Annotated in this window: 9 protein-coding genes; 5 read left to right on the forward strand and 4 right to left on the reverse strand. The window is 77.2% G+C overall.

Translation table 11 applies throughout. The features are described from left to right. Positions 1-246: 246 nt before the first annotated feature. The 4 genes from ACIQI7_RS20560 to ACIQI7_RS20575 all read left to right on the forward strand — a co-directional run bounded on the left by ACIQI7_RS20560 (position 247) and on the right by ACIQI7_RS20575 (position 4858). Positions 247-837 carry a lytic polysaccharide monooxygenase gene (locus ACIQI7_RS20560; RefSeq protein WP_387754412.1) on the forward strand — a complete coding sequence of 197 codons (591 nt, stop codon included), beginning with the start codon at positions 247-249 and terminating at the stop codon, positions 835-837. Between the two features lie 298 nt (positions 838-1135). After that, on the forward strand, positions 1136-2233 hold the full coding sequence (locus ACIQI7_RS20565; RefSeq protein ID WP_401111892.1) for a chemotaxis protein: 1098 nt from the start codon (positions 1136-1138) through the stop codon (positions 2231-2233). Between the two features lie 230 nt (positions 2234-2463). After that, on the forward strand, positions 2464-4428 hold the full coding sequence (locus ACIQI7_RS20570) for a glycerophosphodiester phosphodiesterase family protein (RefSeq protein ID WP_401111894.1): 1965 nt from the start codon (positions 2464-2466) through the stop codon (positions 4426-4428). Positions 4429-4687: 259 nt separating this feature from the next. Further along, the gene (locus ACIQI7_RS20575) at positions 4688-4858 is read left to right on the forward strand and encodes a hypothetical protein (protein WP_401111897.1); all 171 of its coding nucleotides are present in this window, start codon (positions 4688-4690) and stop codon (positions 4856-4858) included. 109 nt (positions 4859-4967) lie between these two features. On the opposite strand, the gene ACIQI7_RS20580 is transcribed toward ACIQI7_RS20575, so the two are convergent. From ACIQI7_RS20580 to ACIQI7_RS20590, 3 genes are all read right to left on the reverse strand, one after another. Further along, complete coding sequence (locus ACIQI7_RS20580) at positions 4968-7859, reverse strand: ATP-binding protein (RefSeq protein ID WP_401111900.1); 2892 nt, start codon at positions 7857-7859, stop codon at positions 4968-4970. 141 nt (positions 7860-8000) lie between these two features. Further along, the gene (locus ACIQI7_RS20585; protein WP_401111903.1) at positions 8001-8378 is read right to left on the reverse strand and encodes a recombinase family protein; all 378 of its coding nucleotides are present in this window, start codon (positions 8376-8378) and stop codon (positions 8001-8003) included. Between the two features lie 255 nt (positions 8379-8633). Then, positions 8634-11081 carry a helicase C-terminal domain-containing protein gene (locus ACIQI7_RS20590; protein WP_401111906.1) on the reverse strand — a complete coding sequence of 816 codons (2448 nt, stop codon included), beginning with the start codon at positions 11079-11081 and terminating at the stop codon, positions 8634-8636. Between the two features lie 229 nt (positions 11082-11310). Here ACIQI7_RS20590 and ACIQI7_RS20595 point away from each other — a divergent pair, with 229 nt between their 5' ends. After that, a complete protein-coding gene (locus ACIQI7_RS20595; protein WP_401111908.1) occupies positions 11311-12381 on the forward strand; it encodes an alpha/beta fold hydrolase in 1071 nt (356 codons plus the stop codon). Between the two features lie 96 nt (positions 12382-12477). On the opposite strand, the gene ACIQI7_RS20600 is transcribed toward ACIQI7_RS20595, so the two are convergent. Beyond that, a complete protein-coding gene (locus tag ACIQI7_RS20600; protein WP_401111911.1) occupies positions 12478-12771 on the reverse strand; it encodes a DUF6087 family protein in 294 nt (97 codons plus the stop codon). Between the last annotated feature and the right edge of the window lie 19 nt (positions 12772-12790).

Below are 12790 nucleotides of genomic sequence, written 5' to 3' on the forward strand. Positions count from 1 at the left end.
TGCGGCGGACGCGGGCGCGCGCGGCCGGGGGTGGGGCGCGAAGTACCGGGCGGCGCCCTGTGATTGAGGGGCGATGGCGCAAATGGTTCAGACCATTGACGCGGGGGGAGACCAGATCCTACGGTGTCGGGCAACCGGTCTGGCGCGGGCATGCCACGTCTCGGGCAGGCCGCCGTGCGCACCCCCACGCGCACGCGCACGCCCCGCGCCGGGCGCACACTCCATCCACCCCCACGGAGGAGCACCATGCGCAAGCGCCACCTGATCGCCGCCGCCGCGGCCGCGATCGTCCTGCCGATCGCGGCGGCCCTGCCGGCCCAGTCGCACGGCTTCATCAACCTGCCGCCGAGCCGTTCCGCGCTCTGCGGCGCCAACGCCGTCCCGTGGGACTGCGGCGACATCCAGTGGGAGCCGCAGAGCGTCGAGGGCCCCAAGGGCTTCCCGAGCCGCGGCCCGGCGGACGGCACCATCTGCGCCGGCGGGGACGCCCGCTGGGCCCCGCTGGACAACCCCCGCAACGGCGCCTGGCCGACCACCAAGGTGACGGCGGGCCAGCAGCTCACCTTCACCTGGGAGATCGAGGCCCGGCACTCCACCACGAACTTCAAGTACTACCTGACCAAGCCCGGCTACAGCGCCGGCCAGCCGATCACCCGGGCCGCCCTGGACCTGACCCCGTTCCTGACCGTCCCCTACAACGGCCGCCAGCCCGCCGCCACCACCACCCACACCGCGACCCTGCCCACCGGCCGCACCGGCCACCAGGTGGTCGTCGCGGTCTGGGAGATCGCCGACACCGCCAACGCCTTCTACTCCTGCACCGACGTCCAGTTCTGACCGTCCCGGCCGTCCCGACCGTCCCGACCGGACCGCCGACCGCCGCGTCCCGGCCGTCCCGACCGGACCGCCGACCGCCGCGTCCCGCCGGCGCCGCCACCCGACCCCGGGCGGCGGCGTTCGGCGGGGCGCCCGTCCGAGACCCGCCCCCGGGCCCGCCCCGCCACCTGCCCCGGGACCGTGCGCGCGCGCCGCGGAAGCCGTGAATGGGTACATTGACGACATTTGGGCAGCAGTGCCCAGTGCCAGGCTCCGCGCGTCCACGCCAGAAGGCCGACCGCCTTCGGAAAGGGTCTCCATGCGCCCCGACCTCAGCCCCGCCGTCCTCGCCGAGCTGCGCCGGCCGCGGCCCTACCCGGCGGTGTCGATCCTGATGCCCACGCACCGCCGGGAGCCGGACAACACCCAGGACCCGGTCCGGCTGCGCAACCTGCTGGCCGAGGCGAAGGAGCGCGTCCAGGCCGACCCGAAGGTCTCCCGCGCCGACCGGATCGACGTGCTGGAGCAGCTCGACCGGGCGCTGGCCGAGGTCGACCTGGTGCACGCCGAGGACGGCCTGGCGATCTTCGCCGCCCCCGGCGAGCACCAGGTCTGGTCACTCGGCCGCAGCACCCCCGCCCGGGTGGTCCTGTCCGACACCTACCTCACCCGCAACCTGGTCGCCGCGCACGCCGCCGAGCGCCCGTTCTGGGTGCTCGCCGTCGCCGCCGACAAGGTGGTGCTGTGGGGCGGCACCGAGGATCGGGTCACCGAGGACAAGGCCCACGGCTTCCCGCTGGTACGCGTCTTCGACAACCCCGACCCCGAACGGCAGGAGCAGATCGGCGACACGCCCAGCACCTTCCGCGACGAGGGGACCAAGACCTTCCTGCGCCAGGCCGACACCGAGGTCGGCAAGCTGCTGGCCGCCGCCCCCCGCCCGCTGTACGTGGTCGGCGAGGCCGCCGCGCTCGCCCTGCTGGACGCCGTCGGCCCGATCGCCAAGGAGGCCGCCGCCCAGCTGCCGCACGGCGGCCTGGCCCAGGCCGACGCCGAGACCGTCCGCAAGGTGGTCGAGCCGGCCGTGCGCGCCCGCGCCGAGCGCGAGGTCGCCGAGCACCTCGCCCAGCTCGACAAGGCCCGCGGCGCCCAGCAGTTCGCGGCCGGCCTGGACGAGGTCTGGCAGAACGTCGGCCAGGGCCGGATCGCCCGCCTGGTGGTCGAGGAGGACTTCCGCGCCACCGTGCGCGACGACGGCGAGCATCTGGTGCCCGCCGAGGCCGACCAGGACGGGGCCCGGGACGACATCGTCGACGAGGTGGTCGAACGCACCCTGGACACCGGCGGCCTGGTCGGCTTCGTCCCCGACGGCACCCTCGCCGACTCCGGGCAGGTCGCCGCCGTCCTGCGCTACTGACCCGCCCTCGCCCCGGCCCGCCCGCCGCCGGCCGTCCGCGCCCGCCCCCCGCTGCCCGGTGGGCGGGCGCGGACGCGTCCGGACCGCCCGGGCGGAGACGACCGGTACGGAAACGAACCGGCCGAACGGTGCACGGAATCCGCCGGTTTCGCGAAGCGCACGCGCAATGGTCACGAACGGTTTCCGGAGCCGTGGGGTCCGGTTCGGCAACCTCCCCTAGCCTGCCGCGCATGACACCGAGTCACCGCCCCCGCGCGGGCCGCCGCACCGGCCTGCTCGCCGCCGCCGTCGCCGCCTCGCTCGGCCTCACCGCCGTCGCCCTGAACGCCCCCAGCGCCGTCTCCGCCGAAGCCGCCCCCGCCGCCGAAGCCGCCCCCGCCGCGGCCGGTGCCCCGGCCGGTGCCCCGGCCCCCGGCGAGGTCGTCCTCGACGAGCACTTCTCCGCCCCCGCCCTGCCCGCCGGCTTCGCCGCCGTCGAGGGCGACTGGAAGGTGGAGGGCGGCCGCCTGGTCGGCACCTCCGCCGACTCCGGGCAGCAGAGCCGGATCACCTTCGGCCGCCACCTGGACGACTTCCGCATCGAGGCCACCGCCCGCTTCGAGACCGTCCGGGACGGCGCCCGCTGGACCGCCCTCGGCCTGGACGTCCCCGCCTCCGGCGCCACCCCCTGGTCGATCGCCACCCTGCGCACCGGCACCACCGCCGCCAACGGCCTCGAATTCGCCCAGCGCACCCCCGCCGACACCTGGAACGTCACCGACACCGCCGCGGCCCCCACCGCCGCCGGCACCGGCCGCGACGTACGCGTCGCCGTCGAGGTCCACGGCACCACCGCCCGCTGGATCCTCGACGGCAGGGAGGTCATGCGCACCACCCAGGTCGCCCGCAGCGCCGACGGCGGCCAGGCCCTGGTGGTCAACGGCGCCAAGGTCTCCTTCGACGACCTCAAGGTCACCGCGCTCGCCCCCGCCGGCCGGCTGCGCCCGGCCGGCGCCCCGCTGACCGTCTTCGCCCACCGCGGCGCCTCCTCCGCCGCCCCCGAGAACACCCTGGTCTCCGACGAGATCGCCCGCCGCGGCGGCGCCCAGTGGATCGAGAACGACGTCCAGCCCAGCAAGGACGGCGTCCCCTACGTCCTGCACGACGACAGCGTCGACCGCACCACCGACGGCAAGGGCCGCGTCCGCGACCTGACCGCCGCCCAGCTCGACACCCTGGACGCCGGCTCCTGGTTCGGCCCCGCCTACGCCGGCACCCGCGTCCCCACCCTGGCCGCCCAGCTGGAGGACCTGCGCACCCGCGGCGGCAACCTGCTGCTGGAGATCAAGGGCAGGCACAGCCGCGACGAGGTCGCCCGGATCGTCCAGGAGGTGCGCGACCACCGGATGACCGGCCGGGTCTTCGTCCAGAGCTTCGAGGTCGACGCCCTGAAGTACACCCGCGAGCTGGCCCCCGAACTGCCGCTCGGCCTGCTGCGCGGCACCCTCGACGCCGACCCGGTGGCCGTCTCCAAGGAGCTCGGCCTGTCCGCCTACAACCCCTCCGACGGCGCCCTCGCCGCGCGCCCGGACGTGGTGAAGGACCTGCACGCGGCCAACGTCGCGGTCAACGTCTGGACGGTCGACTCGGCCACCCGCTGGAAGGCCCTGGAGGCCGCCGGCGTCGACGGCGTCATCACCAACCGCCCGGCGGAGCTCGCCGGTTGGAACAGCGCCTGGCTCCAGGGCGGCGCCCCCGTCCAGCCCGCCGCGCCCACCGTGGCGATCACCTCCCCGGCCGCCGGCGCCACCCTGGACCGCGCCCAGCGGCCGGTGACCGCCGTCCAGGCCACCGGCGCCGACACCGTCCGCCTCACCCTGGACGGCAAGGAACTGGCGCCCGGCACCGCCCTGGACACCACCGCCCTCGCGCTCGGCGAGCACACCCTGCGCGCCGAGGCCACCGGCCCCGGCGGCCGCGCCGAGACCACCACCGGGTTCACCGTCGCCGCCACCCCCACCGGCCTGGCCGCCCTGGTGCTCACCTCCGGCGCCGACCGCAACGCCGTCGCCACCCTGACCGTGATGCTCGGCCAGGGCCAGTACCAGCCGCTCGCCCACTGGGCCGAGAACCAGGCCGGCCGCGGCGTCCCCGCCGACCGGGCCGCCCTGATCGCCGCCGACGCCCGCGCCCTGGACACCGCCGCCCGCGGCTGACCCCGCGACTGGCCCCGTGCCCGGGCCGTGGCCCCGCACCGCCCGCCGGCGGTGCGGGCCACGGGGCGTCAGGTGTACGGGGCGGGCGGTGCGGGCCGTGGGTGCGTCAGGGGCGCGGCTACGGGCGGCGTGGGTACGGGCGGTACCCAGGGTTCGGCGCGGGATTGGGTAGCGCCACGCATTGTTCCCGCCCCCGCCCGGCCGGTTTCCTGGAGCCCGCCCCAGCCGACGACCCTCACCCTCCCCGGAGGTCGCCCCCATGACCCGTCGCGAACGCCTGCGGCTCTACGCCGACGAGCACTTCACCGCCCCCGACCCCGGGCTGGTCCTGCCCGCCCGCCGCAGCAGCGGCCTGCGCCGGCCCGGCCTGGCCCGACTGGCCCGGCTCTCCCGGCTCGTCGAACGCGCCGGCCGCCACCGGCACGCCTGACGGCCGGCCACCACCGGCACCACCGGCACGCCTGACGGCCGCCACCGGCACCGCCGGCCCCCGGACCGGGTCCCGCCCCTTTGAGGGAGCGGGCGGGACCCCCCTCACCTCAGGAGGCGTCGTCCCCGGCGGCCGCCAGCGCCTCGCCCAGCCCCGCCCGGCCCACCCCGAGCTTGCGCAGCGCACTGGCCACATGGTGCTCGACCGTACGGGTCGACAGGAACAGCGCCCGCGCGATGTCCTGGTTCGCCGCCCCCCGCGCGGCCAGCGCCGCGACCTGCCGCTCACGCGGGGACAGCCGCTCACCGTAGCCGCGCCGCCCCGGCGAGGCCGCCCGGCCCAGACCCGACTCCCGCCGCAGCCGCTGGCAGCGCGCCGCGTCCGAGGCCGCGCCCAGCGCCAGGTAGGCCCGCTCGGCGGCGGCCAGCCGCTCCCCGGCCGCCGCCCGGTCGACCCCCGCCGACACCGTGCCGGCCCGCTCCTCGGCCCGCGCCCCCTCGTACGGGCGCCCGATCCCCTGCCAGAGCCCGCCCGAGCGGACGAACTGCGCGCACGCGCCCGCCGGATCCCCCTCGGCCAGCAGCAGCCCGCGGGCGAAGGCCAGCGCCGCCGACGCGGCCGGCGCGTCCCGCCCCTCCAGGTTCGCCCCCGCCTGCTCGGCCAGTTCCGCCGCCCCCGCCCGGTCACCCGCCGCCAGCAGCACCTCGACCGCCACCGGCAGCAGCTCGGCGGCCCGCGGCCAGGCCCCGGCCCGGCGCAGCGCCGCCAGCGCCGGCGCGAGCGTGGCCGCCGCCCGCGCGACGTCCCCCTCCGCCAGCTGCAGCGCCGCCAGCCCCGCCGCCGCCCGCAGCGCCCCGGTCACCTGCGACTCCCGCTCCCCGTACGGGCCCGCCTCGGTGAAGTGGGCGCGCGCCACGGCGAGTCGGCCGCGCGCGGCCGCCAGCCGGCCCAGCAGCAGCGCCTGCTCGACCCCGGCCATCGCGAGGTCCGGGAACTCCGCGCCCAGCGCGGCCAGCCGCTCCTCCAGCCCGTCCCAGCGCCCGGCCAGCCCGTCCAGCCGCACCAGCGCGATCCGGCTGTAGCACTCCAGGTAGGGGATGGCCGCCTGCCGGGCCAGGCGCCGGCTCTCCTCCAGCAGCAGCGCGGCCCGCCGGTCGTGGCCCAGCTCGACGGCGATCTCACCCGCGTTGTACAGCGCGCGGGTGGTCTGCCGGACGATCTCCGGGCGCTCCGAACCGCGCGGCAGCGCCGCCAGCCGCGCCCACACCCCGGGGTCGCCCTCGCGCGCCTGGAAGGTCAGCCGGGTGGCCCGCACCGCGGCGGCCACCTCCTCGTCCGGGTGCGCGGCCAGCGTCCGCTCGGCCCGCTCCAGCCACTGCCGGGCGCGCTCGCCGGCGCCGTCGCGCTCGTTCATGGCCAGCGCCACCATCGCCCGGGCCGCCCGGCCCGGGCGCTGCTCCAGCTCCTCCAGGGACTCCTCCATCCGGTCGAAACCGGCCCGGTCCCCGCCGTGCACGGCCATCAGGAAGCCCAGCGAGAGGCGGATCTCACCGCGGTCGGGCATCGGCAGCCGCGGGTCCGCGATGATCGCGGTCAGCGCCGCGGCACTGGCCACCGAGTCCACCCCGTCGGCGGCGATCCGCGCCAGCGCGAGCGCGGCCCGCCCGCGCCGCCGCAGGTCCAGGTCGGGCTCGTCCAGCAGCCGGCGCAGCAGCGCGCCCGCGCTGCCGCTGTCCCCGAGCGCCACCGCCTGGTCGGCGGCGGCCTCGGCCACCTCCTGCCAGGCCGCCCGGTCGCCCAGCGCCAGGGTGTGGTGGGCGATCTGCACCAGCGGCCGCGGCTCGCGCGCGCCCAGCGCCGCCACCGCGCGCCGGTGCAGGGCGCCGCGCCGCGGCCCGGGCAGCCGGCGGTAGGCCACCTGCTGCGCCAGGACGTGCCGGAACCCGTAGCGGGCCAGCGGCCGCTCGTTGAGCACCGCCGCCCGCAGCGCCTCGGTGAGGCCGTCCGCGGCGGCCCGCGCCTCCAGCCCGGCCACGGCGGCGAGCAGGTCCTCGCCGGCCGGCACGCCGAGCACCGCGGCCGCGGAGGCGATCGCGGCGGCGTCCGGGGACAGCGCCGCGAGCCGCTCGGTGACCGCGTCGCGCAGGCCGCGCGGCACCTCGGACTGCTCCAGGTCGGCGGCCAGGTCCGCGGCGTTGGTCAGCGCGCCGGCGCCGCGCCGCTCGCACAGCGTGATCAGGTCCTCCTCGGCGACCAGCGGCAGGCCCTCGCTGCGGTCGAACAGCACCCGGGTGAGCGCCGCCGTCGCGCGCGGGCCGAGCGCGGCCCGGGCCAGCTGGTCGACCTCGGCCTCGGCGAGCGGGGACAGCCGCAGCAGCGCGCCGCCCACCCCGGCCGGACGCCGGTAGGCGGCGCCCAGCGCGGGGGTGTCGGGCGGCAGGTCCTCGGCCCGGTAGGTGAGCACCAGGGCCAGCCCGGGCGGCACGTCCCGGGCCAGCAGCAGGAGCAGCTCGCGGGTGGCGTCGTCCACCCAGTGCAGGTCCTCGACGACGAGCACCGTCTCGCCGAGCGCGCCGAGCAGCGCGCGCACCGCCTGGACCAGCAGCCGCAGCCCCGGCGGCCCCTCGCCGGCGGCCGCGGGCAGCGGCGGGAGCCGGTCGGCGAGGTCGGGCAGCAGCGGGCGCAGCGCCCCGGCGCTGGCCGCGATGCGCTCGGCGGGCGGCAGGAACGGGCCCACGCCGCGCAGCGCGTCCACCACCGGGCCGAAGGCCAGCGGCTCGCGCAGCGGGTGGCAGAAGCCGGTCAGCACCCGGCGGCCCGCGGCGGCCGCGCCGGCCGCGGCCTCGGCCACCAGGCGGGACTTGCCGAGGCCGGCCTCGCCCTCGACCAGCACCACGGCGGGCGGGTGGAGCATCGCCTCGGTGAGGCGGTCCAGTTCCGGCCGGCGCCCGACGAAGGCGAAACCGGCGCCGGGCGGTCCCGGCTCGACCGGCCGACTCACGGCCGCCCGGCCGGTTCGGGTGCGCGGCGCTCGCCGAGGAGGGGTGCGAAGGCCATGGGCCCATCATGCCGTGACGGCCCGTGGCGGTACCCGCCGGGGCGCCGCCACCGTACGGGGCCGGTGCGGGCGGGGCCTGGGGGTTCAGGCGGTGCGGGCGGGGACCGGCGGCCGGTGCGGCAGGACGCCCCGGCCGGGCAGGTCGAGCACCGCGCAGCCCAGCTCCTCCAGCCGGCGCACGGTCGCCCGGGCGCCGCGGTCGTCGAGCGAGAAGACGAACGGCCCGGGCACCAGCACCACGTTCACCCAGCCCTGCCCGGCCCGCTCCACCAGCCGCTCCAGGGCGGGGCGCCGGTGGCCCGAGCGCACCCCGTCGTCCACGAAGGCGGCGGGCACCGGCAGGCCGCGGGACCGGGCCAGGCGCTCCAGCGCCGCGCGCTGGTACTCCAGCCCGGCCGGGTCGGCGGGGTAGCAGCGCAGGTACAGCGCGGGGCGGGCCGGGAGCGGGGGGCGGTCGAGCATGTCGTTCACCTGGCCTGTCGGGTGGGGGTGCGACGGGCCCGGGGGAGGGGCCGTCCACTCCAGCAGGCCCCGGTGAACAGTGCGGGATCAATAGGGGGCGCCACCCAATTCCCCCGAACCCCGTCCGCCGGGTCCACACCGGTTCCGACCTGCCGCGGCGCCGAGCACGGAGCCGCGGGTGAACCGTGCGGTACGTCGGTGGAGGGGACCACGGATGAGACCAGGACGCTGGATGCCCCCTCCTGGTTCGGCGGGCTACGCGGGCATCACCCCGTGGATGCGGGAGATGGTGAACACGCGCTCGTCGTCTCTCAGGTGGCACCAGGCGCGCAGGTAGGGGGCATCCAGTTCGATCCTGCTGACGGTGCGGACCGTCGCGTTGCCCGAGGCCGCGACGTACTCGATCGTGACGGCCCGGCCGTCGTTGACGGCGTGGGCCAGCTGGCGGACATCGGTGAAGGGCAGATTGCGCGCGTGTCCGGCGATGATCTCCTCGGTGTCGCTGTCGTAGGGGCGGTTGTCCCACGGGTCGGGCTCCGGGACGTCCTGCGGGGCGTCCCGGAGCCGGGCGGCGAGGGAGGGCAGGTCGACGGCCGTCCGGGCGTCCGTGGTGCGGGCGTCCGCATCCTGGGCGCGGGATCTGGCGGCGGACGGGCGACGCGGGGCCGGGAGGGGGTTCGCCGCACGGGGGCGTCGGGCCCGCTCGATGCGGACGGACCCGTCGGGCTTCTCGGCGACGGGGGCGTAGCCCGCGGATCGCAGTGCCGCGAGCGTCCCGTCCAGTGGGGTTCGGCTGATCAGCACCGTCGGTGCCAGCAGCCGCAGGCCGAGCTGAGTGAGCTTGCGGTGCGCGGCCAGTTCGGCCAGGAGGGCGGGCTCCTCGCCGTGGATGACACAGGCCGCGGAGACGACGCGCATCCGACCGTGGCTGCGCGCGGTGTCGTGGATCAGGTACGCGAGCGGCTGGGGAAGCGGCCCGACGGCGACGGCGGCCAGGTCGGCCGTGAGGGCGTCGGGGGTGAGACCGGCGTCGAGGGCACGGCGGACGCTTCCCGGGCCGAACCGCCACACGGACGCCGCACCGGCGCTCTCCCGGTCCGCGACGGAGTCCAGCAACGCGAGGAGGCGGGCCGACGGCGTGCCGGAGACCACGGCCGTGAGATCGCTGCCGAACCGGGCGGTCCCGCTGGCGGCGGGCAGCAGGCGCCGGCAGGCGTCGGCCAGGGCTTCGGCGTCGTCCGCGAGCAGGGCGGCCCCGATCGGGGACACGGCCCCGAGCGCGAGAGCGCCGAGCAGTTCCGCCTCCCGGACCAGGGTGGCGAACGGCGTGGTGTCCTGGGGGAGTTCGTCGACGAGCGGGCGCAGCCACCCGAGGAGTACCCCCAGGTCCGCCGAGCTCGCCGCGCCTTCGCCGGCGGGGAGCTGCGACGCGGCTGTGATCAGCCCGTGCCGGGCCTGCACGCAGCCTCCGCAGGGCGGTGCGCCGGCGAGCGCCGGCAGAGCCTTCCCGTCCTCGTCGCGGCTCCCGCCGGACGTCAGCGGGAGCGCCCACCACGCCCGGAGCAGCACGGCGAGTTGGGCGGCCGGTTCCTGCCCGGCCCAGGTGTCGTAGGACGCGGTCGCCGCGACCCGGTCGCCGTCCCGGGCCAGCAGTCCGGCCGCGCTCGCCGTCTCCAGCACGAGGCGCACCGGGGTCTCGTCGCACCGCGCCGCCTTGCCGATCCGGGCCAGCTCGCGGGCGCCGACCCCGCCGGTCTTGAGCAGGGCCGGTGGAGCGGCGGCGCACACCCCGAGGACGGACACCGCGTGGGAGGCGAACGCCATGGAGGCGGCCGCGGCTTCTCGGTCGACGTCCGAGGCGGCGGCGGGCACCGACCGTACGCGGGGCGGGACGGGTGTGAACGGGGCGTGCCAGTCGGAGCCGCGCAGCGCGAGTGCCACCTCCGCGGGCATGCGGGCCGGCCCGTACCGGTGCCGGTCCCGGATCAGCAGCCCCCGTTCCACCGCCCATGGTTCGCCGGGCTCGGGGCTGGTCCGCGGAGCCCCGAACACGATGGAGCCCGGTCGCTCCGGAGCCTCGTGCGCCCGCCGTTCAAGGAGCTTTCGAGTGGCTGCGGGCGCCTTGGCCACCAGGGCGGTGACCCGAGCCGGATCGCTGTGGTGGTCGATCAGCGCCGTCCGCCGCAGCTCCTTCCTGTTGGCGGAGGGTTTGACGCCGAGTCTTGCCAGCATGCGGCCCAGTTCGTCGGAGTTCGCGCCCGCGAGCAGCCGTGCGAGCGGCGCGTCGAGTCCCAGCGGCGCGTCCCACGCGTTCCCCAGCGGCGCCGCCATCTGCAGCAGGCCGTCTCCGTCGGGCCACACCAGAGCGCGATCGGCCAGTGCCTCCAGGACGGCGGCCAATCCATGGGCGCGTTCACCGTGCGTCGCCTCCAGGAGGTCCGCCAGACCGTCCTGTGACACGCCCGGCAGCGCCGCGACGGCCTCCGCCACCTGTAGGCACGGCAGCGTGAGACGAGGCAGGACCAGGGCCACCGACGCCTGGCGCTGGAGGCGGTCCGCCAGTTCGCCGACCGACCGTGGTTCCGGAGGCGACACGACGTCCGGGCGCGCGGCCAGGACCCGCTCCAACCCGGCCGCGTCCAGACCGCGCAGCCACGCGGCCAGTGCCGATCCGCTCTTCTCGCTGATGGGGCACCTCACCACAGAGGGGGACGTCCATGCCCTGCCGGAGTCGGCCGGGAGCACCAGGATGACGTACCGACGGGGGTGAGTGCGACGAACGCCCGGGCCGTCCCGGGAATCCCGGGGGCCACTCCCGGCACTCGGTCGCGGTCCGGCGCGTTGATGAAGCGTCAACCAACTGGCGTGTACGGCAGGTTCGCGGGCGTCCGCCCGGGGCCGGCCGACCCGACCGTACGACGGAGGAACCGGCATGATCGACAGGCGTACCTTCACCAGGGCCGTCGGACTCGGCGCGGGCACCACCGCGCTGTCCCTGGCCGCCCTGCCCCAGACCGCCGGGGCGGCACCGGCGGCAGGGACCGCACCGGCGGCCGGGTCCGCTGAGGCGTCCGCCGCCGCGCCCGTCGCGCCCCGGACCGGCTTCGCCCGCCTGGCCCAGGTCCGCGCCGGCGTCCTCGACGTCGGCTACGCCGAGGACGGCCCGGCCGACGGCCCCGCCGTGATCTGCCTGCACGGCTGGCCGTACGACATCCACAGCTACGTCGACGTCGCCCCGCTGCTCGCCGCCCAGGGCTACCGCGTCATCGTCCCCTACCTGCGCGGCCACGGCAGCACCCGCTTCCTGTCCGACCGCACGACGCGCAACGCCCAGCAGTCCGCCGTCGCCCTGGACGTGCTCGCCCTGATGGACGCGCTGGGCATCCGGCGGGCCGTGCTGGCCGGCTTCGACTGGGGCTCGCGCACCGCCGACATCATCGCCGCGCTGTGGCCCGAGCGGGTCAAGGCCCTGGTCTCGGTCAGCGGCTACCTGATCACCGACGTCCGGATGCAGAAGGAGCCGCTGGCGCCCGCCGCCGAGCACACCTGGTGGTACCAGTTCTACTTCGCCACCGAGCGCGGGCGGATGGCCATGGAGAACCGGGACAAGCGCCGCGAGCTGTGCCGCCTGGTGTGGCAGCAGGTCTCGCCGACCTGGGCCTTCGACGACGCCGTCTTCGACCGCACCGCCGCCGCCTTCGACAACCCCGACTACGCGGCGATCGTCATCCACAACTACCGCTGGCGCCTCGGCCTGGCCGAGGGCGAGCACCGCTACGACCAGCTGGAGCGCCGGCTCGCCGCCCGCCCGAAGATCGCCGTGCCCACCGTCACCCTCGACCCCGGCCGCGACCCCTTCACCGCCCCCGGCGGCGGCACCGCCTACCGCGACTTCTTCACCGGCCCCTACCTCCACCGCACCCTGCCCGACGTCGGCCACAACGTCCCCCAGGAGGCACCCGAGGACTTCGTCCGGGCCGTCCTGGACGCCGACCGCCTCTGAGCGGGCGGGCGGGCCGCGAGACCCAGGGCGTCTGAAGGCCCATGCGCAGCGCAGAGGTGCCCGGCCCCCCGTGAGGGCCGGGCACCGGGCCCACGGTCAGGGCTTGCGGTGCCTGCCCGCCGGCTTCTTCGCCGGCTGGGCCGACGTCATCGGGATCACGCCATCACCCTCGATGCCGTGGACGAATCGCTGCGCGGCGGCGTAGTCCGGCGCGATGGTTTCGGGCACCCACTGGTAGCCGTCCCAGCGGGAGACCAACCGCGGTTCGCCCCGGTGCAGATGGGACGGTCCGTCCTCGAAGCCGAGGACAACGGCTCTGAGCGTGCCGACCGGTCGGCGCCGCGCGTCCCGGCGGGCCGCCCACCGCTCCAGCGGCTCGTCCTCGTCCACCTGGTCCTCCTCATGACGG

Origin of the sequence: Kitasatospora sp. NPDC092039, from assembly GCF_044756065.1 — a bacterium.
GTDB lineage: Bacteria > Actinomycetota > Actinomycetes > Streptomycetales > Streptomycetaceae > Kitasatospora.

What these genes read in the sequence shown, in the direction of transcription:
- ACIQI7_RS20595 (WP_401111908.1), top strand. Translation starts at nt 11,311, where the DNA reads ATGATCGACAGGCGTACCTTCACCAGGGCCGTCGGACTCGGCGCGGGC.
- ACIQI7_RS20565 (WP_401111892.1), top strand. Translation starts at nt 1,136, where the DNA reads ATGCGCCCCGACCTCAGCCCCGCCGTCCTCGCCGAGCTGCGCCGGCCG.
- ACIQI7_RS20570 (WP_401111894.1), top strand. Translation starts at nt 2,464, where the DNA reads ATGACACCGAGTCACCGCCCCCGCGCGGGCCGCCGCACCGGCCTGCTC.
- ACIQI7_RS20560 (WP_387754412.1), top strand. Translation starts at nt 247, where the DNA reads ATGCGCAAGCGCCACCTGATCGCCGCCGCCGCGGCCGCGATCGTCCTG.
- ACIQI7_RS20585 (WP_401111903.1), bottom strand. Translation starts at nt 8,378, where the DNA reads ATGCTCGACCGCCCCCCGCTCCCGGCCCGCCCCGCGCTGTACCTGCGC.
- ACIQI7_RS20575 (WP_401111897.1), top strand. Translation starts at nt 4,688, where the DNA reads ATGACCCGTCGCGAACGCCTGCGGCTCTACGCCGACGAGCACTTCACC.